This is a genomic window from Nocardioides agariphilus (assembly GCF_015352445.1).
Lineage (GTDB): Bacteria > Actinomycetota > Actinomycetes > Propionibacteriales > Nocardioidaceae > Nocardioides > Nocardioides agariphilus.
This window is the reverse complement of the sequence record NZ_JADKPO010000039.1, coordinates 1-23,936: the sequence shown is the minus strand read 5'-3', so window position 1 is coordinate 23,936 and position 23,936 is coordinate 1. Positions and strand designations below refer to the sequence as shown.

Below are 23,936 nucleotides of genomic sequence, written 5' to 3'. Positions count from 1 at the left end.
CGATGACCCGAAGGCTCGTGGCCTCTGCGGCTCTCCTCGGCGCCCTCGCCCTCGTCGTACCTCCCCTGACGCAGAGCGGTTCGGCCGGTGCCCCGAGCGAGGTCCAGATCCCCGCGCCGTTGCTGTACTCGAGCAGCTTCGCCGACCCGACGATCGTGGAGTCGCTGGTCGGACTGGTCGGGGCCGCCACCGCACCGGATCTCAAGATCGCGCGCTCGCCCGCGGATGCCGGCCCCTGGGGAGTGACCAGCAAGCCCGCTCTCACCCGCCGGCCGACCTGGGCGACGTCGCGCGAGATCTGGGCTCCCGACATCCAGCGCGGCAACCGCGAGTGGCTGATGTACTTCGCGGCCGGTGTCGCGGGCGCCGACCCCGAGTCGCGCTGCATCGGCGTCGCCAGGTCCCACACCGCCTTCGGTCCCTACACCCCCGTCGGCAGCGCGCCGCTGGTCTGCCCGGTCGTGCCTGGCGTCCCGACCGCCGCCGACGTACCCCCTGCACGCGAGCTGGGTCGACGGGTCGCGCTGCGCGGCGTCATCGACCCGTCGTCGTTCCTGGGCAGGGGCAAGCGCTGGTTGGTGTACCGCACCCAGGGTCAGCCCTCGACGATCCGGCTCGTCCAGCTCACCCCAGGAGGAGCGCGGATCGCGGATGGTCAGGACAGCAGGGTGCTGACGCGGTTCTCGGGGATCGAGGAGAACCCCGTCATGGTCCGTCGCGGCCGCCAGTGGGTGCTGTTCACGTCAGTCGGCTGGTTCGGCAACTGCGCCTATCGCACCTACTGGCGGCGCTCTCCCGACCTCCAGGACTGGTCACGATCGACGCCTCGGCTCCTGCTCTCGACCGAGGACCGGCTGTGCGGGCCGGGCGGCGCCGACGTGCTGCAGCGCAAGGACGGCGCCACCCAGATCTACTTCCACGCCTGGACGTGCTTCCTCGGCCCCTACCCGTGCCCGGCCAACTACAGCAGGCTCCATCCGTGGCAGCGCAAGGGTGTGCGGGCGCTGTACGGCGCGACGCTGGGCTGGGCGGCCTACCAGCGGCCGTACGTCGAGAGCTGGATCGCAGGGGTGCTGCCGCAGCCGCCCACACCGACGCCCACCCCGACGCCTGATCCGTCCGAGACCCCGACCCCGACGGTGCCGACCGAGACAGTGCCGACCGAGACAGTGCCGACCGAGACAGCAACGGAGCCAGGGACGGTCAGCTCGGGCTGACCCAGTCCTGGACCAGGCGCACCAGCCGGTCGTTGGCCTCGGGCTCGGCGACCGTCACCCGCGCACCTTCGCCGGCGAACGGCCGGACCACGATGCCTGCCTCATCGGCGGCTGCAGCGAACTCCAGCGTGCGCTCGCCCAGCGCTAACCAGACGAAGTTGCCCTGGGGCTCGGGCACCTGCCACCCAGCGTCAGCGAGTCCGGCGACGACACGCTCGCGCTCGGCCACGAGGGAGTCGACGCGCTCGAGCAGCTCGTCCTCGCGCTCGAGGGAGGCGAGTGCAGCCGCCTGGGCGACACCCGAGACCCCGAACGGCAGCGAGACCGCGCGCAGGGCGCCCGCCAACGCTGCCGGCCCCACGGCGTACCCGACGCGGAAGCCCGCCAGGCCATAGGCCTTGGAGAACGTTCGCGTCAGCAGCACGTTGTCGTAGCGACGGTAGGTCGCGACCCCGTCGACGGCATCGTCCATCCGCACGAACTCGACGTACGCCTCGTCGACGACCACCAGCACCTGCGGCGGGACCTTGGCCAGGAAGGCGTCGAGCTCGGACTGCGTGACGGCCGGACCGGTCGGGTTGTTGGGCGTGCAGACCAGGACGACGCGGGTACGCGGCGTGACAGCGGCGGCCATCGCGTCGAGGTCGTGGCGGCCGTCGGCCAGCACGGGCACCCGCACCAGGCGCGCCGATGCCGCGGTGACGGCGATCGGGTAGGCCTCGAACGAGCGCCACGCGAAGACGACCTCGTCGTCGGGGTCGCAGAACGCCTGCACCAACTGGTAGATCAGCGCCACCGACCCGGTGGCCAGCGCCAGGTGGTCGGTCGGCACTGCGAGCTTGGCCGACAAGGCGGCGTACAGGCTCGCGTTGCCCATGTCGGGGTAGCGGTTCATGGTCCGCACCGCTGCTTCAGCCGCCTCCACGACGCCGGGCAGCGGTGGGTAGGGGTTCTCGTTGGACGACAGCTTGTAGGTCGTCATGCCCTCGCGCGGCACCGGTGGCTTGCCCGCCACGTAGGGCGGGATGCGGGCGATCGCTGGCCGCGGCTGGGGGCTGGTCGTCATGCCCCGCACGTTATCTACGCCGCGCGCATGATCGCAGGTCGAGGTCCGAGGCGCCCACGACGAGGCCCCACTCACCTCATCACCGGCGATCCGGGCCACCCCGGCCCAACTCCGGACTTCCCCCGAACCGCCCGACCGGGCCACCGTGGCCCGCAACGACATCACCGCACCCTCTCAGAACCGGGCCGGGGTGGCCCGACACGGTCGCTCACATGCGCCCGCGCCGCCAGGGACGCAGCACCAGCACCAGCACCAGCCCGACCACCACGCCGACGGCAGCGCCGCTGACGTTGTCGACGACGTCGGTCAGGTCGCAGGCGCGGTCGAGGCGGGCCAGCTCGAGCTGGGCCAGCTCGATGAGACCGGAGTACGCCGCCAGGCCGGCCACACCCAGCGGCACCAGCACCCAGCCGATGCGCCAGCGGCTGGCGCCGAGGACGAGCAGTGCGCCGGAGGGGATGAACAGCAGGGTGTTGAGGAGCCGCTGACCTCCCGCCAGGATCCAGAACCCGTCGGGCGCGGGGCCGCCGATATCGGTGGAGCACGACGTCGCCCGCCCCTCGGCCGGCACGACGCCGAGGTCCGGGTCGGTCGGCAGCAACGTCACGATCGCGATCACCACCAGCGACCACAGGAAGCCCGAGATCGCGAAGGCGGAGACCGTCCCGAGGCGGCGCCGCATCACCAGGGCCAGCAGCCCGAAGAACGCACCGGACAGCGACACCCACAGCAGCATCACCTCGATGCCGCCGGCCGGAGTCATGCGGCGAGGCTACTGAGCCACCTCGGCGGTCAGGGCAGCACGACCTCGCCCCCGGGGCGCATGGGTACGTCGCGTCCGAGGCGCACGTCGATGGGGTTGGTCAGGCACCGGATCGAGCCACCGCCGAGGTGGAACTGGGAGACGTCGACGAGCTGGACGGTGAAGCCCCACGCCTCGAGCTGGTCGCGGATGCGGTCGGGAGCGCCCGGCATCAGCACGGTGCGACCCACGACGATCGAGTTGGCGGCGAACGTCGTCAGGGCCTCCTCCTCGGTGATGACCAGCGGCTCGGGCACCAGGGCGAGCAGGGCCGCGGCCGACTCCTCGTCGAACGCGGCGGGACAGACGATCGCGCGCCTGTCGTCGAGGGGGCAGAAGGCGAGGTCCAGGTGATACATGCCGGGGTGCGTGATCCGCAGGCCGCGGACCCGGACGCCGAGCTCGGCGGCCAGCGCCTTGAGCCCGAGCTCGTCGGTGCGCGGGCCGTAGCCGACGACGAGGCCGTCGCCCCATGCGAAGGCGTCGCCCGCCTCGAGGTGCGCGCCGACGCCGGCACGCCCGACGTGAGAGGTGGTGAACCCGCGGCCGGCGAACCAGGTCGCGGCCGACGACGTCTCCATGCGGCGCTCGGCGTAGCGCATGTGGGACATCACCACGTGGCCGGCCGAGGACGAGACGAGCGGTCCCTCGGGACGTTCGACCACGAAGCCGAGGTTCATGGCATAGACCATGTCGGGGGCATCCGAACGCTGCTCGACGACCTCCACGGCGCCACCCGCGAGCTCGATCGCCGACACGAGGGCGTCCCACTGGGCGCGTGAGAGGGCGGGGTCAGGCTGCTGATCGAGGTCCATGAACGGGTTGATCCGGTAGTCGACCCGGAAGTGGTCGGGTCGCACCATCACGTAACGACGCCCCCAGTTCAACGGCGCAGCCAACTCCACGAGAACACCTCCGGCAAGTCATTGTCTGACAATCTGACAACCGAGAGTGTCGCATATGGATGCTGGAGAAACGACAAGTTGTCAGACACTTGGCCCATGACGCCGGATACATCGGGCCACGCCTCGACTGGCACCCCCTTCGACTCGCTGGTCACGGTCGGGCTCGAGCAGACCTCCACCGTCGACCGAGTGGTCGAGGAGCTGCGCCGGGCCGTCTTCGAGGGCGAGCTCGAGTCCGGCACCCCGCTGCGCGAGGTGGCGCTCGCCGAGTCGCTCGGGGTGTCCCGGCCGACGGTTCGCGAAGCGCTCACCCTGCTGGTCAGCGAGGGCCTGGCGATCCGCGAACCGCACCGCGGCGTCGCGGTCGCGACGCCCGACCCCGAGTCGATCGGCGACGTCTCCCGCGCACGTTGCGTCCTCGAGCTGGCGGGTGTCCGGGGGTGGCGGGAGGCAACCGACGCCGACAAGAAGGCGGTGCGCACCGCCCTGGAGGAGTACGCCGCCGCGGTCGCCGGCTCGGCGTCCTACGAGGAGCTCAACCGCCGCCACCTGGCCATCCACCTCGCGTTCGTCGGGCTGACCGGCTCGCCACGGCTCGTGGCGATGGGCGCCTCCGCGCACGCCGAGCTCCGGCTCGCGCTGGCGCAGGTCGAACGTGCCCGGCGCAACGCCAGCGACCAGGTTGCCGCCCACCAGCTCCTGGTCGACCTGCTCGAGGCCGACAAGGTCGACCAGGCAGCAGCCGAGCTGCGGCGTCACCTCGCCGACGGCGAGGCGGCGATCCTGGAACGCCTGGGCCTCCACCCGGATCAGTAGGGTCTTCTCGTGGGAGTCATGCGGTTCGTCACCTGGCTGGTCACCAACGCCATCGCCCTGGCCGTGGCGGCCTGGTTGTTCGAGGGCATCCGGTTCACCGGCCCCTCGCACGGCCAGGCGGAGATCGAGGAGAAGCTGCTGCCGCTGCTGATCGTGGCGCTGATCCTCGGCGTGGTCAGCGCGATCGTGAAGCCGATGCTCACGCTGCTGTCGCTGCCCCTGGTGATCGTGACGATCGGGCTGTTCCTGCTGGTGATCAACGCCTTCATGCTGCAGCTCACCTCGTGGCTGGCCGACAAGCTCGACATCGGCTTCCACGTCAACGGCTTCATGACCGCCGTCGGCGGAGCGATCGTGATCACGATCGTCACCTGGGGCGTCAACTCCGTGCTCGACCGGTGATCCCGGCCGTCCCACCACCTCGAGACCCGGGCCGCTACCACCTCGCCCTGGTCTGCCTCGGCAACATCTGCCGCTCGCCGATGGCCCACGTCGTGCTGGAGGCCGCACTCGTCGATGCCGGCCTGGCCGGCGCCGTCGAGGTCACCAGCAGCGGCACGGGGGACTGGCACGTCGGCAACCGGATGGACCGTCGCGCGGCCGCCACCCTGACAGCCGCCGGCTACGACGCGAGCCGGCACCGGGCCCGCCAGTTCGACCCCTCGTCGGCGCAGGGCATCGACCTGGTCTTGGCCATGGACGGCGACAACCTGGCGGACCTCGGCGGAGTCTCCCCACGCGTGATGCTGTTTCGAGCGTTCGATCCGGTGGGCACGGGTGGCGACGTCCCGGACCCGTACTACGGTGGGGACGCCGGTTTCGAGGAGGTGCTGACGATGGTGGAGCGCACCTCGGGCACCCTCGTGGACCTTTTGTCCGACGCCCTCGCGCGCTCCCGCGAGGGGCGCCGATGACTCGTCAGCCGCTGGTGGCCCGCCACGCCGAGGAGCTGCTCGGCACCGCCGTCGTGGCCACCGCTCCCGTCAGCGGCGGCGACGTCTGCGTGGCGACGAAGCTGCGCCTCTCCGACGGCACCACTGCGCTGATGAAGACCCTCAACAACGCACCGGCCGGCTTCTTCGCCAGCGAGTCGTCGGGACTGGCCTGGCTGGCCGAGTCGAGCGAGGCCGGCGGGGTCCTCACCCCGGAGGTGCTCGCCGCCGACGACGGCTGCCTGATCCTGCGCTGGGTCGAGCCAGGGCGCCCCTCGGCCGATGCGGCTACCGGGTTCGGGCGCGCGCTCGCGGCTACCCACGCGGCCGGTGCGCCGTCGTACGGCGGCGAGTCCGACGGGTTCATCGCCCGGCTGCCGATGCTCAACAAGACTGCGCCGACGTGGGCGGAGTTCTACGGGCAGCGGCGGGTGCTGCCCTACCTCAAGCTGGCCAGCGACCGCGACCGCATCTCCGTCGACGACGCCCAGCGGGTCGAGAGCGTGGTGTCCAGGCTGGCCCAGCTGGTGCCCGACGAGGGGCCGGCCCGGCTGCACGGCGACCTCTGGAACGGCAACGTCTTGTGGGGCACCGAGCAGCGCGTCTGGGTCATCGACCCGGCCGCCCACGGCGGCCACCGCGAGACCGACCTCGCCATGCTGGCGCTGTTCGGGCTGCCCCACCTGCCGCGCGTGCTCGACGCCTATGCCGAGGCCACCCCGTTGGTCGACGGCTGGCAGGATCGCGCCGGCGTCCACCAGCTGTTCCCGCTGCTCGTGCACGCGTGCCTGTTCGGCGGCGGGTACGGCGCCCGCGCCGGCGCAGCGGCTGCCCGCTACCTCTGATCCCGGCCGGTCCTCAGGCCTGGTTCAGGGACTGCTGGCAGCATGGCCCCATGACGCCGACAGGGGCGGGTGTGAAGCCGCGCGTGCTGGTCGTCGACGACGACAAGGCCGTGCGCGAGTCGTTGCGGCGCTCGCTGGAGTTCAACGGATACGACGTGTCCTTGGCCAACGACGGCGCCGAGGCGCTGGCCGGGATCGGCGCGACCGATCCCGACGTGGTGATCATGGACGTGATGATGCCCAGGCTCGACGGGATCGAGACGACGCGGGCACTGCGGACCGCCAAGAACGACGTACCGATCCTGGTGCTCACCGCGCGTGATGCCGTCGGCGACCGGGTCGAGGGGCTCGACGCGGGCGCCGACGACTACCTGACCAAGCCCTTCGCGCTGCAAGAGCTGCTCGCCCGCCTGCGCGCCCTGCTGCGGCGGGCCGTCCCCGACGGCGGCGACGGCGACGAGGTGCTGGCCTTCTCCGACCTGACGATGGAGATGTCGACGCGCGAGGTGCGACGCGGCGATCGCGAGATCCCGCTGACCCGCACCGAGTTCACCTTGCTCGAGATGTTCCTGCGCCGGCCGCGGCGGGTGCTGGAGAGGTCCTTCATCCTCGAGGAGGTCTGGGGCTACGACTTCCCGACCACGGCCAACTCGCTGGAGGTCTACGTCGGCTACCTGCGACGCAAGACCGAGGCCGAGGGCGAGGGCCGGCTGATCCACACGGTGCGTGGCGTGGGCTACGTGCTCAAGGAGTCATGAGCACGCCAGCGGTCTCGCCGACGGGTGCTCCCGTCCGAACTCCGTCCGGCTGGCACTACCGGCGCTCGCTGGCCAGCCGGGTCATCGTGCTGACCACGATGGCGGTCGGGTTCGCGGTGGCGCTGCTGGCGCTGGGCGCCTTCCTCACGGTCCGGCTGCAGATGCAGGCCTCGCTCGACGAGTCGCTGCTCAACCGGGCCCGGCAGGCCGCCAAGACCGACGTGCTCGCCTATGCCGCCAACAACCGGATCCCGTCGTGGGCACTGGGCGCGGCCGACATCCGCATCTTCTACATCACCACCGAGGCCGTCATCACCGTCGACGAGGGTCCCGACATGACCCTGGGCCAGCCGGAGTTCGAGGTCGCCGACGGGCACCGCGACGACAGCGTCCGCACCATCGACGCCGAGGGCACCCGCTACCGGGTGGCCGCGGTGCCCGATCCCAACGTCGAGGGTCAGGCCCTGGTGCTGGCACAGTCGTTGAGCCCGCAGGAGAGCGTGCTCAAACGGCTCGGCGCCGTGATGCTGCTCTTCGGCCTGGCGGGTGTCGTGGGTGCGGGGGCAGCGGGCTGGGCGGTCGCCCGCAACGGCCTGCGACCCGTGCGCCGCCTGACCAAGGCCGTCGAGCAGCTGGCGCGCACCGAGGAGCTGGCGCCGCTGCCCGTCGAGGGCGACGACGAGGTGGCCCGGCTCGCGACCGCCTTCAACGGGATGCTCGCCGCGGTCGCGGCCTCGCGCGACCGCCAGCGGCGACTGGTCGCCGACGCGGGTCACGAGCTCCGCACCCCCCTGACCTCGCTGCGCACCAACCTCGACCTGCTGACCCAGGCCGACGAGACCGGAGGGCTGCCGCCCGAGGCCAAGGCCGAGCTGCTCGCCGACGTACGCGCCCAGCTCGAGGAGCTGTCCACCCTCGTCGGCGACCTCGTCGAGCTGGCCCGGGAGGAAGCGCCAGCGGCCAACGTCGTCGAGACCTTCGACCTCGCCGAGGTGGTCGACCGCGCCGTCAGCCGGGTCCGCCTGCGCGCGCCGCGCAGCGTCTTCGACGTGGCCACGCTGCCGTGGTGGGTCACCGGCGAGTCCGGCGCGGTCGAGCGGGCGGTTACCAACCTGCTCGACAACGCGGCGAAGTGGGGACCGGCCGAGGGCACCGTCACGGTAAGGCTGGCCAACGGTGTGCTCACCGTCGACGACCAGGGACCGGGCATCGACCCTGCCGACCTGCCCCACGTCTTCGAGCGCTTCTACCGCTCCCCCGAGTCGCGCTCGATGCCCGGCTCCGGGCTGGGCCTGGCGATCGTGCACCAGGTCGTGGACCGGCACGGCGGATCCGTCGTCGCCGGTGCCGCGCCTTCGGGGGGCACGCGGATGAGCATGTGGATGCCCGGCTTCCCGGTGGACGCCGGTGGTCCGCGCCCGCAGGTGCGTCAGCCCCTCGTGCCGCAGCGACCGTCTTGACGGGTGAGTCCTGGCCGAGCTCCTCGTGCGCGCGAACGACTAGTGATCGCCCAGGGCGGCGAGCAGGCGTTCGGCCTTCCAGCGGGACTCGGCGTACTCCTCGTCGACATCGGACCGCACCGTGATGCCGCCGCCGGTACCGAGCACGTAGCTGCCGTCGCCCGCGGTCATCAGCGACCTGATCACCACGCCCAGGTCGGCTCGGCCGTCTCCGGCCAGCCAGCCGAACGCACCGGCGTACACACCGCGCGGCGTCGCCTCGACCTCGTCGATGACCTGCATGGTGCGCAGCTTGGGTGCGCCGGTCATCGAGCCGGCGGGGAAGAGCGCGCGCAGCGCACGCACGGTGGTGACGTCAGGTGTGAGGCGACCGCGCACGGTCGAGACCAGCTGGTGCACGCTCGGGTAGGACTCGACGTCCATCAGCACCGGCACCTCCACCGACCCCGGCTCGCACACCATCGACAGGTCGTTGCGCAGGAGGTCGACGATCATCAGGTTCTCGCTGCGGAACTTCGGGTCGCTGGCCAGCCTGCGCCTGGCGTCCTCGTCCTCCTCGGGCGTCGCCCCCCTCATCGTGGTGCCCTTGATCGGCTTGGTCTCCAGCACCCGGTCCTCGGTCACCAGCGCGTAGCGCTCCGGTGAGGAGCTCAGCAGCCACGCCCGGTGCCCCGCGAGGTCGTGCTGCAGGAACCCGGCGTACGGCGCCGGGTTGACCGCCCGCAACCGCAGGTACGCCTCGAGCGGCGCCAGCTCGCTCGCCGTCTCCACCCGGTAGGTCAGGTTCACCTCGTAGGAGTTGCCCGCATGCAGGTGTTCCTGCACCCGCGCGTACGCCTCGACGTAGTCGTTGGGAGGGCGCTCGGGACTCGCCATCGGCGCCAGACGCAAGGTCGGAGCACTTCCACCCTGGCGACCAAGCGCCAGGTCTCCGGCCAGCTCGTGGTCGAAGAACCGCACGTGGGGTGCGCGCATCCAGACGGCGTCGGGGAGGCCGGGGTCGGGGCGGGCGGGGAAGAGATCGGGACGGGATGCGTAGCCGAAGTACCCGAACCACTGGTCGTCGGGGGAGCCGGCGGCGAGCTCGGCCTCGAGGACGTCGAACACGTCGGAGCCGACGACCTCGACACTGCCGCCGCGGTGACGACGTACCTCCCGGGTCGCCGCGTGAAAGGTCAAGGAGAGATCGTCGTCGTCGAGCCACCCCACCATCGACCGGCGTCCGGACCACTCGCGAGCGCCGCCGCCGTCGAGCCAGAAGCAGCGCGGGTGCCGGGCGGCGATCTCGGTGAAGAACGCGATGACGTCATCGCTGTGCTCGTTCATGCGCCGACCCCCATGAAGTTGGCGACGAGCAGTGCGCCGTGCTCGCTGAGCACCGACTCGGGATGGAACTGCACGCCCTCCAGCGGCAACGTACGGTGGCGCACGCCCATCACCGTGCCGTCGTCGCCGCGCGCGGTGACCACCAGCGGTTCCGGCACCGAGAGCGCCGCGAGCGAGTGGTAGCGCACGGCCCGGAAGCCCTGCGGGATACCGGCGAAGACGCCGAGCCCGTCGTGCGACACCGCGGTCACGTCGCCGTGGGCGGGCTCGACGCGGTCGACCACCCCGCCGTACGTCGTCACGAGCCCCTGCATCCCCAGACACACGCCGAGCACCGGCACCGACCCGTCGGCCAGCACCTCGCGCCCGACGGCGAAGTCAGCGGGATCGGTCGGCGAGCCCGGTCCGGGAGACAGCACGATGTACTCGAAGGCGAGCAGGTACGACGCCGAGCAGTCGTCGTGCTGGACGACGACGGGCAGCTCACCGGTCACCGAGGCGACGAGGTGCACCAGGTTCCAGGTGTAGGAGTCGTGGTGGTCGACCACGACGACCCGCTGCCTGGGAGGGTTGTCCGGCACCGGCACAACCTAGCCGTCCCGGCGCGCGGGCCGGTATGGACCGGCTGCTGCTCGGCCTCGCTGACCTGCAGGGATGGCCTAGAGCACCCCAGGGCGGCCTTGACACCCCAGGTCACCCCTGGTCACTCTCACCAGGTTGCAGTCGACAACTTGGGGGGGTTGTCATGCGGGTGCTCACGGGGTTGGCGCTCTCTGCTGCGGTCACCTTGGTGGCCACGGCGACGGGCGTCGCGGCGGCGGACGATGCCGGGTCGGCTGGTGGGGTGGGTCACGTCGCGGTCGTCCAGGCCGTGCCGGGCGCAGCGGTCGACGTGCACATCGACGGCAGGTCGGTCGGCACGGATGTCACGGGTGGCCAGGTGCTCGGGCCCTACGAGGTGGCGCCGGGGCGGCATCGCATCGACTTCGCCGCGTCCGGCATCGACCAGTCCGTCACCGTCAACGTGAAGGCCGACGCCTTCCACGACGTCGTGCTCCACCTGCAGGAGTCACCCGGCGCAGCCGCGTCCGTGACGACGTACCGGACCCCGACCAGCCCGATCGCCGCCGGCAAGGCGCGCGTCCTCGTCGCCCACACGGCCGCGGTCGGGGCGGTGGACGTGCGGTTCGACGGTCAGGCGGTCTTCACCGATGTCACGAACGGCGAGTACGCCGAGGCGGACGTGCCTGCGGGCAGGCACGTGGTGACTCTTCTTCCGGCAGGCGACAGCAGCGGTCCCCTCCTGGGGCCGCTCGACGTCGCCCTTGCCGGGCGCACGATCACCATGGCCTACGCGATGGGCAACGCCGACGACGGCATGACACTGGTCGTCCACTCCTTGCGGCTTGCCGACGGCGGCAGCCTGATGCCGACGACCATCGGCACCGGGTCGGCAGGGTTGGTCGGCGAGGTCATCGTGACCCCGTTCGCCATCGATTCGGATGAGCGGTAAGCGGGTCCGGCACCGGGCGCGGCGGCGGGCCGCCCCCGTGGTTGCGGCCGTCGTCCTGACCGGTGTCGGCTCCGCCTGGGCACTGTCGGGCATCGACCCCGGGCCGGGCCCCGAACGCGGCGCCCTCAGCGCCGAGGACGCGACGCCGTCGGCGTCGGGCAATGGCTCTCCCTCCCCCAGCGCCTCGCCCGCCACCCCGGGCCGCCGAGCCTCCGCCAGAGCCGAGCGACCCGGTCAGATCCGACTGCCGAGTGGCACGGTCGTCGACGTCGAGGCGGTGTCGACGCGCGCCGACGGGTCCCTGGCCATCCCCGACGACATCCGGGTGGCCGGCTGGTGGCGCGGTGGATCCCGGATCGGCGATCCGTTCGGCGCGACCCTGATCGCCGCCCACATCGACTCGACGGTGCAGGGACTCGGTCCCTACGCCGAGCTGCTGGGAGTCCAGCCTCGCGCACGCATCGTGGTGCGGACTGCCACGCAGCGGCAGGCGTTCCGGGTCACCTCGCTGCAGGTGGTGCCCCGAGACCGACTGGCCGGCGCCACCGACCTGTTCTCGGTGTCAGGGCCACGCCGACTCGTGATGGTGACGTGCGCCGGCCCCTTCGACGCCGACCACGGCGGCTACCAGAACCTCGCGGTCGTCACGGCACGACCGGCCGGACCGCCGGTCCGGACGACTTCTGGGTGAGCGTGGCGCAGACGCCGGTCACGGCCGGTCAGCGCACGAGGTCTCGGACGAGGTCGTGCACCAGGTCGTAGCCGTGCTGGGTCAGGATCGACTCGGCATGGAACTGGATGCCCCGGTAGTGGGGACCCTTGAGCAGGTGGATGTCGCCGGTCTCAGGGTCGGCGGCGATCTCCACACCGGGTGGCAGCGCGCCGGTAGCCCTGCCCACGAAGGTGTTGTAGAACCCCACGCGCTCGGTGCGTCCGTCGATCTCGACCGGCGACTGGGTGCCCTGGAAGACGATGTCCTTGAAGCCCAGCTCGAGTCCGAGGCGTTGGCAGAGTGCCTGGTGGCCGAGGCAGACCGCCAAGAAGGGCTGCTCACGTGCGAGCAGCCGGTCGACCACCGCGCGCATCACCTGCATCTTGGGGTCGGCGTCGTCGCGCGGGTCGCCCGGCCCTGGTCCGACGATGACGAGGTCGGCGGCGTCGAGGACCGGGTCGTGGGTCGCGGAGGCGTAATCGTCGTGCCGGATCACCTCGCTGGTCAGACCCAGGACGCCGAGCACGTGTCGAAGCATGTTGACGAAGTCGTCCTCGCCGTCGACGACCACGACGTGCTTGCCACGCAGCCGGGGGTCAGGTGGCGTGCCGGCCTGGTCGGTGAGCCAGAACCCCGAGAGCCTGCGGTTGCGGGCGTTGAGTGCGAGCAGCACGTCCTCGTCGTTGACCAGCTCTGCGACCGTCATGTGCGAGCCGGTGGGCGTCGGCGCGGGAGGTACCAGGCCGAACGCGCTGAGGATGCCACCGGCCTTGGCGTGGGTCTCGGCGACCTCGTAGGCGGCGTCGGAGTCGCGCACCAACGTCGCCCCGGCGGTCACCGTGAGCCGTCCGTCGACGCCGACGTCCGCCGTACGGATCACGATCGGGCTGTCCACCACGGGCTCGCCGTCGTTGTCGCGACCCAGGATCGCCAGCGCCGCGCCGTAGTAGCCACGGCCCTCCGACTCGTACTGCTTGATCAGCCGGCAGGCGTTCTCGACCGGCGAGCCCGTGACGGTGGCGGCGTACATCGAGTCGCGGAGTACGGCGCGCGGGTCGCGGCTGGTGCGACCGGCGAGGAGGTACTCGGTGTGGATGAGGCGGCTCATCGGCTTGAGGAACGGCCCGAGCACCTGGCCGCCCTTCGTGCAGATGTCGCACATCATCTTCAGCTCCTCGTCGACGACCATGAAGAGCTCGTAGATCTCCTTCTCGTCGTGGAGGAAGTCCATGAGGCGCGGCTTGAGGTCGGTGCCGTCGCCGAGGCGGAAGGTGCCGCTGATCGGGTTCATCCGCACGTCGCCGCCATGCACGGTCACGTGACGTTCGGGGCTCGCGCCGATCAGGTAGCGGTCGCCGGTGAAGAAGACGAACGTCCAGTAGGCGCCGCGCTCGCGCTCGAGCAGGCGCCTGAAGACGGCCAGTGCCTTGTCGGCGTCCCAGTCCTCGATGGTGGCGCGGTAGTGGCGACCGATCACCAGGTTGGCGCCCTCGCCCTGGCCGATCTCGTCGGTGATGACGGACTCGACGAGCTTGGCGTACTCGTCGTCGTCGGTCTCGAAACCACCGCGGTCGCTGAAGGTGACCTCGATATCGTCAATCGCGTTGACGATCTCGGCGACGGTGAACTCCCGCTCCGACTCGACGTCGACGACCACGAGCGGCGTGCCGTCGTCGTGCGCCTCGAACCCGCGCTCGCGCACCTGCCGGAACGGGATCGCCAGCAGCGTGTCGGCGATGTGGTTCGTCTCCGGGACACCAGTGGCCAGCTCGACGTCCATCAGGCTCTCGACCACCCGCCTGCGACCCCCGACCAGCCCGACCGTGTCCCTGTCCCCCGCCCGCGTCGACCTCCGGATGATCGCCCAGGCCTCGTGCCCCCGAAGCGCCCCGATGGCCTCCCTGGCACTGCTCACGCGGTCCTCCGACATGCGCGAACCCTACTTCCGCCGTACTTGTTGCTGGTTCGCTGTCCCGGGTCCTGGCGGGGTAGTCCCGTGCGGTTGACGGGTCAAACGGCGAGTTTCACCCGTCAACTGCACGGGAGTACACCGATGCGGCGACCACCAACCCTCAACAAGCGAAGCCCACGCGCGCTCTGTCCACAGCTTGGGGAAGGTCGACTCCACGCGCACGAGAAGTCTCGGAGAGTCGGCGGATGGCTCACCGATGGGATCCGCGCTGCACGCGGCCGACGGGACTGGTCAAGCCGTCACCACTCGACCCCGACGGTGAGATCGGGCCTACCCGCGACCAGGCCGCTGGGCCGCTGTGGAGGCAGACGTCGTGGGGCCTGTACGTGCCGAGCGACGTGGACGGCAGCGTGGTCGAACAGCGGATCGTGGAGCAGGCGGGCAGGATCCGTGGGTACGGCGCGGTCACGGGCTGGTCGGCGCTGCGCTGGCATGGCGCCACCTTCTTCGACGGCACTGCCGACGGCGGCCGCACCGAGCTACCCGTCTCGCTCGTCGTGCACTCCAAGCTGCGTCCCGACCCGCGATCGACCTACACCGAGGAGCAGGTGTCGTGCTTCGAATGGTCGTGGGTGGGCGGACTGCCCGTCACCACCGTCCAGCGGGCGCTGTTCGACGAGGTACGCCGGATCGACAGCGTCCGCGAGAAGGCGTGCGCGATCTCCATGGCCGCGGCCGCGCGGCTGATCTCGACGCAGCTGTTCGCGACGTACGTTGCGCATCGCGGACCTTGGACCGGGATCCAGGGCGCACGTGACGCCGTACGTCTCGCGGTCGACGACTGCCGTTCGCCGCAGGAGTTCCGGATGCTGATGGTCTGGCTGCTCGACGCCGACCTGCCCATGCCGCTGCTCAACCGTGAGGTGTTCGACCTCGACGGCAACCTGATCGGGATCCCGGACCTGCTCGACGTCGAAGCGGGATGCGCCGGCGAGTACCAGGGCGAGGACCACAAGGACGGCCAACGGCACCGCGAGGACGTCGAGCGCGAGGAGCGGTTCCGCGACCACGGGCTGGAGCTCTTCGAAGTCGTGGGTGGCGACCTACGCCAGCGCCAGAAGGTCGTCGAACGGATGCACAAGGCGCGCAGCCGGTCGAAGTTCCTCCCGCCCGAGTCGCGCGCTTGGACCTTGGAGCCTCCGCCGTGGCGTCCCCGGCCGGAGAGCGTCCACGAGTACCTCGTCCGCAAGGGCCTCGCCGACCAGCTCTGGCGCAGCTGACCCGTTCACTCGGCGTACTCCCGTGCGGTTGACGGGTCAGATCATCGTTTTCACCCGTCAACTGCACGGGACTACCGCGCCCCGCGCAGCTGACTAGGAGAGGACGGTGAGCAGCTGGGTGGCGCGGGTGAGGACGACGTAGAGGGTGGCGGTGCCGGTGGCGGACTCGGCCTCGATCTCGGCGGGGCGGACCACGACGATGGCGTCGAACTCCAGGCCCTTGGTGTCGAGGCCGGTGAGGACGACGATGCGGTCCTCGCCCGAGGGGGACACCGAGGAGTCGACGGCCGCCCGGGCGCCGGGGGCGTCGTCGGCGAGCTCGGGCCAGGAGGCCAGCCACGCGTTGACGTCGGAGCGGCGGGCGACGGGTACGACGATGCCGACCGTTCCCTGGACCTGACCGGCGACCTCGACGACGGCGGCGCGCGTGGCGGCCTCCAGGTCCGCACCGGCTTCCACCTCGCGCGGCACCACCCCGGTGGAGCGCACGGCGGTGGGCAGGTCGGCGTCGAGGCCGACGCGCTGGGCGTAGGCGGCGGCGTACTGGTAGATCTCCGAGGAGTTGCGGTAGTTGGTCGACAGGTGGAACTCGTGGAGCTCCTTGCCCTCCAATGCCGTGGCTCGCGCGAGCGCTGCCTCGGCCGGGTTCGGCCACGAGGACTGGGCGGGGTCCCCGACGATCGTCCAGGACGCGGTGCGACCGCGGCGGCCGACCATCCGCCACTGCATGGGCGTCAGGTCCTGGGCCTCGTCGACCAGGACGTGGGCGAACGGGTCGTCCTCGATGCTGTGGGTGGGCGGCGTCCAGACGCGCCCGCCCGAGCCGTACTCGCGCTCGACGGCAGACGTCAGCTCCTGGACATCTCCGCCGAGGAAGTCGTCGAGCTCGTGGTCGTCGTCGGTGCGCGCGGGGACGTCGCCGAGCGAGTAGCGCAGCTCGTCGAGCAGGGGGACGTCCTCGATCGACGGGGTGGTCTCGGTGGACCAGGACTTCGACAGCAGCCGCTGGTCCTCGCCGGACAGCACGCCCTCGGCCACCCGCGCGAGGAAGTCGGGGTCGCGCAGCCACCCGAGCACCGTCGGCGCGTCGAGCGGCGGCCACCACTCGGTGACGAACTCGACGAACCCGGCGTTGGACAGCATCTCGTCGTTGAACGCCTCGCGGCCCCGCTCGCGCCCGCGCTCACCGCGCACCTGGCGCCACATCGCGTCGAGCAGCGTCGAGGCGACCCGCGGGATCTGCCGGTTGCGGCGGCCATGCCCCATCAGCTGGCGACGCAGCTGGCCGAGCTTCTGGGCGTCGAGCACGATCACGTCGTCGCGCCAGAAGACGCGGTACTCGCGGGGCGAGCCCGGCATCTGCTGCCGGGACGTGCGGCGCATCAGCTCGGCCATGCGGGCCGAGCCCTTGACTGCCGCGACCGCGGGCTCGTCGTGGCGGACCGCGCGCACGCCGTCGACGACCTCACCCAGGGAACGCAGGGCCACGGCCGTCTCGCCGAGCGACGGCAGCACCCGCTCGATGTAGCGCATGAACACCCCGCTCGGTCCCACGACCAGCACACCGCCGGACTCGTAGCGTCGGCGGTCGGTGTAGAGCAGGTACGCCGCGCGGTGCAGGGCCACGACCGTCTTGCCGGTGCCGGGGCCGCCCGAGATGGAGGTGACGCCGCGCGATGGCGCACGGATCGCCCGGTCCTGCTCGGCCTGGATGGTGGCCACGATGGAGTGCATGGAGCGGTCCCGGGCGCGGGAGAGCTGTGCCATCAGGGCACCCTCGCCGACGACCGGGAGGTCGCTGCCGACCTCGGCGTCGAGCAGCTCGTCCTCGACGCTGACGACCGTGGGGCCGGTGCTGCGCAGCACCCGCCGGCGTACGACGTTGCGCGGGTCGGCGGCAGTGGCCTGGTAGAACACCGCGGCCGCCGGTGCGCGCCAGTCGATCAGCAGCGAGTCGTGGTTGTCATCACGCAGGCCGATGCGCCCGATGTAGCGGGGATCGGCATCGAGCTCGACCCGCAGGTCGAGCCGACCGAAGACCAGGCCCTCGTGAGCCGCGTCGAGCTGGGCGATCCGCTTGGCTGCCTGGAAGACCATCGCGTCGCGCTCGACCAGACCGCCCTCGTGGCCCAGGCGACCGCGCTCGTGGCCCTCGCGAGCCAGCTGTGCAGCAGCCTTCGCCGACTTCTCCAGCTGGACGTAGACCCGGTCGACGAACTCTTGCTCCCCCGCGATCTCCGTCGCGAGCAGCTCCTCCGACAAACCCTGACCCCTCACCGAGTGCTTCCCCGTGCCCTCCCGACCGGCAGGAGGCAAGTCCACAAGATTACTCGCTGAGGTGGGTCGGATACCTATTTCTTGCGGTTCAAGAAGGCCGTCATCGCCGCGCGCGCCTCATCGGAGGCGAACAGCCGCGCACTGAGCGCGGCCATCTCGGCACCCCGTTCGTCGATGCGCGCGATGAGGTCGCGGTTGAGGATCGCCTTGGACTCGCGCAGACCCTGGGGACTGCCCGTGGCCAGCTCGAGGCAGACCTCCACGATCCGTGGCGTGAGCGCGAGGGTCGGCACCGCCTCGGTGACCAAGCCGTACGCCGCGGCCTGCGCGCCGTCGAACACCTGCCCGCCCAGCGTGGTCAGGGCCGCCGCCCTGGGGCTCATCCGTGCGTGCACGGTCAAGGAGATGATCGCGGCGGCCAGGCCGAGCTTGACCTCCGTCAGGGCGAAGGTCGCGTCGTCGCTGGCGACCACGACATCGGAGGAGGCGACGATGCCGATGCCGCCCGCGCGCACGGCGCCGTGCACACGAGTCACCACGGGCTTGCTCATCGCGAGGATGAACCGCTGCAGCGCCACGATCCGAAGGGCGCCCTCCTCCATGCCGTCGGCCGTCGCCTCGGAGAGGTCGGCACCGGAGCAGAAGACCGGTCCGGCGGCCAGGAGCGCCACGACGCGGACCCCGGGGTCGGCCTCTGCCTGCTCGAGTGCCGCGAACAGCTCACCGACCAGCTGCCGGCTCAGGGCGTTGCGGTTGTGCTGGCTGTCCAGGGTGATCGCGGCGCGCGCGCCCTCGACCTCGTAGCGCACCAGGGCTGCCGTCATGCGCCCTATCCTGCCAAGGCCGCGCGGCTGGTGGTCTGACCCACCGGGCACGACCACCCATCCGTCGAGCCGCCTCGCTCCGAACAAGACTCATGAGGAAACGTCTCGGGGATGCGCTGCTAGGGATGCTCGCGACGGTTCTCGGGGTCGCCGCGGGGCACCTGGTCGCGGCGCTCACCGACCCGGCCTCGTCGCCCGTGCTGGCGGTCGGTTCGACGGTGATCGACCTGACGCCGACGCCTCTGAAGGAGTGGGCTGTCGCGCACTTCGGGACCAACGACAAGCCGATCCTGGTCGGCTCGGTCCTGGCCGGCGTGCTCGTGCTCGCAGGTCTGGCCGGTGTGCTCGCTCGGCGCAGACTCGTCGTGGGGGCGGGCCTGTTCGTGCTCCTGGTGACGCTGGCGGGCGCCGCGGCGCTCAGCCGTCCGACAGCCGGCTTCGACGCCGTCCTGCCCGCCGTTGCAGCGGGCGTGGTCGGGGTCGCAGCCTTGTGGTGGCTGACGAGGAGCCGAGGTCTCGACGAGCCCGACCACCAAGGGGCGCAGCCAGCAGCCTCCCGGCGCACGATCCTGGTCTCAGCCGGCCTGATGGCTGCCGCGGCCGTCGCGATGGGGGTCGCCGGACGCCAGATCGCCCGGGCCCGGGGTGTGATCAAGGACCTGGTACTCCCCCAGGCTGCCGATCCGGCCCCGCCCTTCCCGGAGGGCATCGAGGGCAAGGTGGCCGGAGTATCTCCCTTCCGCACGCCCACCAAGGACTTCTACCGCGTCGACACCCGGCTCACGCTGCCCGTCATCGACGTCGACAGTTGGACGCTCACCATCGACGGCGACGTCCAGGACGAGGTGAGCCTCTCCTTCGACGACCTGCTCGCGATGCCGCTCATCGAGCGCGACATCACCCTGACCTGCGTCTCCAACGACATCGGCGGCCCCTACGTCAGCGCCACCCGTTTCACGGGCGTGCGGCTGACCGACCTGCTGGAGAGGGCCGGAGTGGGCAGCAAGGCCGACCAGATCCTCTCGACCGACGTGGACGGCATGACCATCTCCACGCCGCTCGACCTGGCGACCGACGGCCGCGACGCGATGATCGCGATTGCGATGGACGGCGAGGCGCTGCCCCGCGAGCACGGCTACCCCGCGCGCATGGTGGTGCCCGGCCTCTACGGCTACGTCAGCGCCTGCAAGTGGATCACCCGCATGACGCTGACGACGTACGCCGAGAAGACGGCCTACTGGACCGACCGCGGCTGGGCCACCGATGCCCCGATCAAGCTGATGAGCCGCATCGACACGCCCAAGCCGCTCTCGACCATCCAGACAGGGAAGACCTTCATCGGCGGCGTCGCCTGGCACCAGCACCAGGGCCTGACCGGCGTGCAGGTGCGCATCGACGGCGAGGAGTGGCGAGACGCCACCCTCGGAGCAGATGCCGGCAGCGACTACTGGCGGCAGTGGTACGTCGAGTGGGACGCGAAGCCGGGCCAGCACATGCTGGCTGTCCGCGCCGTCGCGAAGGACGGCGAGACGCAGACCGCCGCGCGGGCCACCCCGTTCCCCGATGGCGCCACCGGCGTGCAGTCGATCGTCGTCACGGTCGCCTGAGCGCCCGTGGTCCGGTCCACCGACTCGACACCAATCCGTTCCGGTCGCCGCACCGAACCAGAGGTACATCCGACCGAAAGGCTGCAACATGAAGACCAACACTCGGGGCCGGGTCGTCAAGACCGGCCTTGCCACCCTGGCCATCGTCGCCAGCTTCTCGCTCGCCGCGTGCGGCAGCGACGACAGCTCCACCCCCTCCAGCGCCGGCGACACCAGCTCGTCGACGCCGACCGAGGAGTCCTCGATGACCGACTCGCCCAGCGAGGAGGCCGACGCGGCTGCCCAGGTCTTCGGCCCGGCGTGCGACCAGGTGCCCGCCGACGGCGACGGCTCCTTCAACGGCATGGCGACGGCTCCGGTCGCGTCCGCCGCGAGCGCCAACCCGCTGCTGTCCACCCTGGTCACCGCGGTGACCAAGGCCGGCCTCGTCGACACGCTCAACTCGGCCGACGGCATCACCGTCTTCGCGCCGGTCAACGACGCCTTCGCGGCCATCCCGCCGAAGACGCTCAAGGCGGTCTTGAAGGACAAGCCGACCCTCACCAAGATCCTCACCCACCACGTGATCGCGGGCCAGCTGAGCCCCGACCAGCTCGCGGGTGAGCACGAGACCCTGGCCGGCGACATGCTGACCGTGACGGGCTCGGGCGAGGACTTCATGATCGGTGCCGAGAACGCCACCGTGCTGTGCGGCAACGTGCCCACCGCGAACGCCACCGTGTACATCATCGACACGGTGCTGATGCCCTCCTGACACTCAGGAGGCGACCGCCCGGGGGCACGGCCCTTCCCCCGGGCGGTCATCAAACGGAAGGATCCTGCTGGTGGACCCCACGGCTCGTCACCTCGAACCCGTGCCCGACCCCGAGCGCTCCCGCGCCGCCGGTCAGGCAGGGGAGCTCGCCGAGCTGATGCGCCGTAGCGCCCGAGGCGACGAAGCGGCATTCGCCAGCTTGTACGACGCGACCTCGGCCCGCGCCTATGGCCTGGCCGTGCGCGTCGTACGCGACCCGGCCCAGGCCCAGGAGGTCACCCAGGAGGCCTACCTCGAGGTGTGGCGGACCGCCTCACGCTTCGACGCCGCAAAGGGCAGCGCCGTCTCGTGGTTGCTGACGATCGTGCACCGCAAGGCGGTGGACCGGGTCCGGTCCGCCGAGGCCGCCAGCCGGCGCGACGTGGCCTACCACGATGCCAACCGCGTCGTGGACCACGACTCGACGGCCGAGGCCGCCGAGCAGTCCTTCGAGTCACACCGGGTGCGCACCGCCTTGGCCGGACTGACCCCGGCCCAGCGCGAGGCCCTCACCCTGGCGTACTACGGCGGTTACACCCATACGCAGGTGGCCACGCTGCTCGACCTGCCGGTCGGCACGGCCAAGACCCGAATACGAGATGGACTGATCCGGTTGCGAGACGCACTGGGAGTAGGAGTAGGAGGTGAAACGGCGTGAGTGACATCCATGCACTGTCGGGCGCTTATGCCGTCGACGCCCTCGACGACGTCGAGCGCGCCGGCTTCGAGCGACACCTGTCCGGCTGCGCCACGTGCCGGGCCGAGGTCGCCAGCCTGCGCGAGGCGACCGCCGCCATGGGCGACGACGTCGCGATCGCACCTCCGCCCGAGCTGCGAGCCGCCGTCCTCGACGGCATCACGCGGGTCCGTCCGCTGCCGCCGATCGTGGCCACGAACCACCGCGCCGACGCAGGTACGTCGTCGCGCCGGAGGTGGTTTCCGGTCCTGGTCGCGGCCGTCGTCCTCGCCCTGGTGGCCGTCGGGGCTGCTGTCTGGCAGCCGTGGCAGAACGACTCGACCCAGCTGACCGCCGCCGAGCGCGTCCTGGCCGACACCTCCGCACAGCGCGTCAGCCACGAGCTGCCCGGCGGCGCGACGGCGACCATCGTGCGATCGACCAAGGAGCACCGGGCCGTCATCGTCACCGAGAACATGGCGGCACCACCGGCCGGCAAGGTCTACCAGCTGTGGCTGCAGACCCCTGACCAGGACATGGTCTCCGCCGGTCTGATGCCTGACGGGGCGACCACGGCACTGCTCGACGGCGATGCCGACGAGGCGCTCGCGGTCGGGCTGAGCCTGGAGCCCGAGGGCGGCTCGCCACAGCCGACGGAGGTCGTCGCGCTGTTCCCCTTCGAGGACGCGTGAGCCGGCGGGTCGCGGTCGTCGGCTCGGGGGTCGCCGGGCTGACGGCTGCCTACGTGGCGCACCGCGATGGCTCGACCGTCACCCTCTACGAGGCCGACGACCGGCTCGGCGGCCACGCCGACACGCATCAGGTGGAGGGACCCGACGGGACCCTTGCCATCGACACCGGCTTCATCGTGCACAACGAGCGCACCTACCCCACGCTGCTGCGCATGTTCGCCGAGCTCGGCGTCGCCACGCAGGAGTCCGAGATGTCGATGTCGACGCGCGACGACGCCACGGGGCTCGAATGGGCGGGTGCCCTGGGCGCGGCGGGTCTCTTCCCGACGTGGCGCAACCTCGCGCGCCCGGCGTACCTCCGGATGCTCGGCGAGATCCCTCGCTTCCACCGCGCTGCCCGCGCCGTTCTGGGCGATGACGGTGACGACACGACCCTGCGCGACTTCCTCGACGACCGCCGCTTCTCGGCGTACTTCGCCCGCCACTTCATGGAGCCCGTCGTCGCGGCCGTGTGGTCGTGCGATCCCGCGGTGGCTCTCGACTACCCGGCGCGCTACCTGTTCAGGTTCCTCGACCACCACGGCATGCTGGGCGTCTTCGGCTCGCCCCCGTGGAAGACCGTGGTCGGTGGATCGCGGTCCTACGTCGCCCGGGTCGGCGCCCTGATCGACGACGTACGCCTCTCCACCAAGGTCACCTCGATCTCCGAGACCGCTGACGGCGTCGAGCTCGTCGACGGCAACGGCGACTGCGCGACGTACGACGCAGTGGTGGTCGCCACCCACCCCGACCAGGCCCTGTCGATGCTGGCCGACCCGACGCCGGTGCAGCGAGAGCTGCTCTCGGCGATCCCCTACTCCGCCAACCCGGCGCTGCTGCACACCGACGAGTCCCTGTTGCCACGCGCTCGCAGGGCTCGGGCGTCGTGGAACTTCCGGCGCGTGGCCGACGACCGCGGACACGTCACGGTCACCTACGACCTGACGCGGCTGATGCGCCTGCCGACCGCCACGCGCTACCTCGTCACCCTCGGCGGCGAGGACCTCGTCGACCCGTCGAAGGTGATCGCCCGCCGCGAGTACGCGCACCCGCTCTACACCCCGGCCTCGGTCGCCGCCCAGGCCCGGCTCGGCGAGTGCGACACCGACCGGATCGCCTTCGCCGGGGCCTACCACGGCTGGGGGTTCCACGAGGACGGCGCACGTTCGGGGCTCGCTGCCGCCGAGCGGTTGGGGCTGCGTTGGTTGAGGAGGGACGAAGTCCGTGCGTCGCTGGTTGAGGAAGGCGCGCTAGCGCCTGTCTCGACACCAGCGGGGCTGTCAGGGGGGCCTGGTTTCGAGACGGTTGCTAGCGCAACCTCCTCAACCAGCGAACGCGCAACCTCCTCAACCAGCGAACGCGCAACCTCCTCAACCAGCGAACGCGCGCCTGTCTCGACACCAGCGGGGCTGTCAGGGGGGCCTGGTTTCGAGACGGTTGCTAGCGCAACCTCCTCAACCAGCGAACGCGCAACCTCCTCAACC

Annotated in this window: 23 protein-coding genes; 15 read left to right on the top strand and 8 right to left on the bottom strand. The window is 71.2% G+C overall.

Annotation, left to right across the window (positions count from 1 at the left end):
- Positions 1-2: 2 nt before the first annotated feature.
- On the top strand, positions 3-1,217 hold the full coding sequence (locus ISU10_RS20270; protein WP_194698258.1) for a family 43 glycosylhydrolase: 1,215 nt from the start codon (positions 3-5) through the stop codon (positions 1,215-1,217).
- On the opposite strand, the gene hisC is transcribed toward ISU10_RS20270, so the two are convergent.
- The 3 genes from hisC to ISU10_RS20255 form a co-directional block, all read right to left on the bottom strand.
- Positions 1,204-2,283 carry a histidinol-phosphate transaminase gene (gene hisC, locus ISU10_RS20265; protein WP_194698257.1) on the bottom strand — a complete coding sequence of 360 codons (1,080 nt, stop codon included), beginning with the start codon at positions 2,281-2,283 and terminating at the stop codon, positions 1,204-1,206. The genes ISU10_RS20270 and hisC overlap by 14 nt on opposite strands.
- 208 nt (positions 2,284-2,491) lie before the next feature.
- Entirely contained in the window at positions 2,492-3,046 is a 555-nt protein-coding gene (locus ISU10_RS20260; protein ID WP_194698256.1) for a VanZ family protein, read from the bottom strand.
- Between the two features lie 29 nt (positions 3,047-3,075).
- Positions 3,076-3,990 carry a dimethylarginine dimethylaminohydrolase family protein gene (locus tag ISU10_RS20255; protein WP_370865753.1) on the bottom strand — a complete coding sequence of 305 codons (915 nt, stop codon included), beginning with the start codon at positions 3,988-3,990 and terminating at the stop codon, positions 3,076-3,078.
- 96 nt (positions 3,991-4,086) lie between these two features.
- On the opposite strand from ISU10_RS20255, the gene ISU10_RS20250 reads away from it, so the two are divergent.
- From ISU10_RS20250 to ISU10_RS20225, 6 genes are read left to right on the top strand one after another with little or no spacing between them, the layout of a single operon-like run.
- Entirely contained in the window at positions 4,087-4,806 is a 720-nt protein-coding gene (locus ISU10_RS20250; protein WP_194698255.1) for a GntR family transcriptional regulator, read from the top strand.
- An 18-nt stretch (positions 4,807-4,824) separates the two neighbouring features.
- Entirely contained in the window at positions 4,825-5,208 is a 384-nt protein-coding gene (locus ISU10_RS20245) for a phage holin family protein (protein ID WP_194698282.1), read from the top strand.
- On the top strand, positions 5,205-5,720 hold the full coding sequence (locus ISU10_RS20240) for a low molecular weight protein-tyrosine-phosphatase (RefSeq protein WP_370865752.1): 516 nt from the start codon (positions 5,205-5,207) through the stop codon (positions 5,718-5,720). The genes ISU10_RS20245 and ISU10_RS20240 overlap by 4 nt, the downstream gene beginning before the upstream one ends.
- Positions 5,717-6,583 carry a fructosamine kinase family protein gene (locus tag ISU10_RS20235; protein ID WP_194698254.1) on the top strand — a complete coding sequence of 289 codons (867 nt, stop codon included), beginning with the start codon at positions 5,717-5,719 and terminating at the stop codon, positions 6,581-6,583. The genes ISU10_RS20240 and ISU10_RS20235 overlap by 4 nt, the downstream gene beginning before the upstream one ends.
- A gap of 50 nt (positions 6,584-6,633) precedes the next feature.
- Positions 6,634-7,341 carry a response regulator transcription factor gene (locus ISU10_RS20230; RefSeq protein WP_228501482.1) on the top strand — a complete coding sequence of 236 codons (708 nt, stop codon included), beginning with the start codon at positions 6,634-6,636 and terminating at the stop codon, positions 7,339-7,341.
- A complete protein-coding gene (locus ISU10_RS20225; RefSeq protein ID WP_194698253.1) occupies positions 7,338-8,801 on the top strand; it encodes a sensor histidine kinase in 1,464 nt (487 codons plus the stop codon). Before ISU10_RS20230 ends, ISU10_RS20225 begins: the two co-directional genes overlap by 4 nt.
- A 39-nt stretch (positions 8,802-8,840) precedes the next feature.
- On the opposite strand, the gene ISU10_RS20220 is transcribed toward ISU10_RS20225, so the two are convergent.
- Positions 8,841-10,127 (bottom strand): anthranilate synthase component I family protein, encoded by a 1,287-nt coding sequence (locus tag ISU10_RS20220; protein WP_194698252.1) that lies wholly within the window; start codon positions 10,125-10,127, stop codon positions 8,841-8,843.
- Positions 10,124-10,708, bottom strand: a complete 585-nt coding sequence (locus ISU10_RS20215; RefSeq protein ID WP_194698251.1) for an anthranilate synthase component II — start codon at positions 10,706-10,708, stop codon at positions 10,124-10,126. The genes ISU10_RS20220 and ISU10_RS20215 overlap by 4 nt, the downstream gene beginning before the upstream one ends.
- A 164-nt stretch (positions 10,709-10,872) precedes the next feature.
- Here ISU10_RS20215 and ISU10_RS20210 point away from each other — a divergent pair, with 164 nt between their 5' ends.
- Together ISU10_RS20210 and ISU10_RS20205 are read left to right on the top strand one after the other, a co-directional pair.
- Entirely contained in the window at positions 10,873-11,640 is a 768-nt protein-coding gene (locus tag ISU10_RS20210) for a DUF4397 domain-containing protein (RefSeq protein WP_194698250.1), read from the top strand.
- On the top strand, positions 11,630-12,331 hold the full coding sequence (locus tag ISU10_RS20205; protein WP_194698249.1) for a class F sortase: 702 nt from the start codon (positions 11,630-11,632) through the stop codon (positions 12,329-12,331). Before ISU10_RS20210 ends, ISU10_RS20205 begins: the two co-directional genes overlap by 11 nt.
- 28 nt (positions 12,332-12,359) lie before the next feature.
- Here ISU10_RS20205 and ISU10_RS20200 read toward each other — a convergent pair whose 3' ends face one another.
- The gene (locus ISU10_RS20200; protein WP_194698248.1) at positions 12,360-14,282 is read right to left on the bottom strand and encodes an anthranilate synthase family protein; all 1,923 of its coding nucleotides are present in this window, start codon (positions 14,280-14,282) and stop codon (positions 12,360-12,362) included.
- A 227-nt stretch (positions 14,283-14,509) separates the two neighbouring features.
- On the opposite strand from ISU10_RS20200, the gene ISU10_RS20195 reads away from it, so the two are divergent.
- On the top strand, positions 14,510-15,544 hold the full coding sequence (locus tag ISU10_RS20195; RefSeq protein WP_194698247.1) for a hypothetical protein: 1,035 nt from the start codon (positions 14,510-14,512) through the stop codon (positions 15,542-15,544).
- A 93-nt stretch (positions 15,545-15,637) separates the two neighbouring features.
- On the opposite strand, the gene ISU10_RS20190 is transcribed toward ISU10_RS20195, so the two are convergent.
- The gene (locus ISU10_RS20190; protein ID WP_370865751.1) at positions 15,638-17,821 is read right to left on the bottom strand and encodes a HelD family protein; all 2,184 of its coding nucleotides are present in this window, start codon (positions 17,819-17,821) and stop codon (positions 15,638-15,640) included.
- 74 nt (positions 17,822-17,895) lie between these two features.
- Entirely contained in the window at positions 17,896-18,645 is a 750-nt protein-coding gene (locus tag ISU10_RS20185; protein ID WP_194698246.1) for an enoyl-CoA hydratase-related protein, read from the bottom strand.
- Positions 18,646-18,737: 92 nt separating this feature from the next.
- Here ISU10_RS20185 and ISU10_RS20180 point away from each other — a divergent pair, with 92 nt between their 5' ends.
- The 5 genes from ISU10_RS20180 to ISU10_RS20160 form a co-directional block, all read left to right on the top strand.
- Positions 18,738-20,252 carry a molybdopterin-dependent oxidoreductase gene (locus ISU10_RS20180; RefSeq protein WP_194698245.1) on the top strand — a complete coding sequence of 505 codons (1,515 nt, stop codon included), beginning with the start codon at positions 18,738-18,740 and terminating at the stop codon, positions 20,250-20,252.
- An 88-nt stretch (positions 20,253-20,340) separates the two neighbouring features.
- Positions 20,341-21,006: a fasciclin domain-containing protein gene (locus ISU10_RS20175; protein ID WP_194698244.1), complete on the top strand. Its 666-nt coding sequence runs from the start codon at positions 20,341-20,343 to the stop codon at positions 21,004-21,006.
- A gap of 70 nt (positions 21,007-21,076) precedes the next feature.
- Positions 21,077-21,703: an ECF RNA polymerase sigma factor SigK gene (gene sigK / locus ISU10_RS20170; protein WP_370865750.1), complete on the top strand. Its 627-nt coding sequence runs from the start codon at positions 21,077-21,079 to the stop codon at positions 21,701-21,703.
- Entirely contained in the window at positions 21,700-22,413 is a 714-nt protein-coding gene (locus tag ISU10_RS20165) for an anti-sigma factor (protein ID WP_194698243.1), read from the top strand. Before sigK ends, ISU10_RS20165 begins: the two co-directional genes overlap by 4 nt.
- On the top strand, positions 22,410-23,936 hold a 1,527-nt coding region (locus ISU10_RS20160), incomplete at its 3' end, for an NAD(P)/FAD-dependent oxidoreductase (protein ID WP_194698242.1). The genes ISU10_RS20165 and ISU10_RS20160, both read left to right, overlap by 4 nt.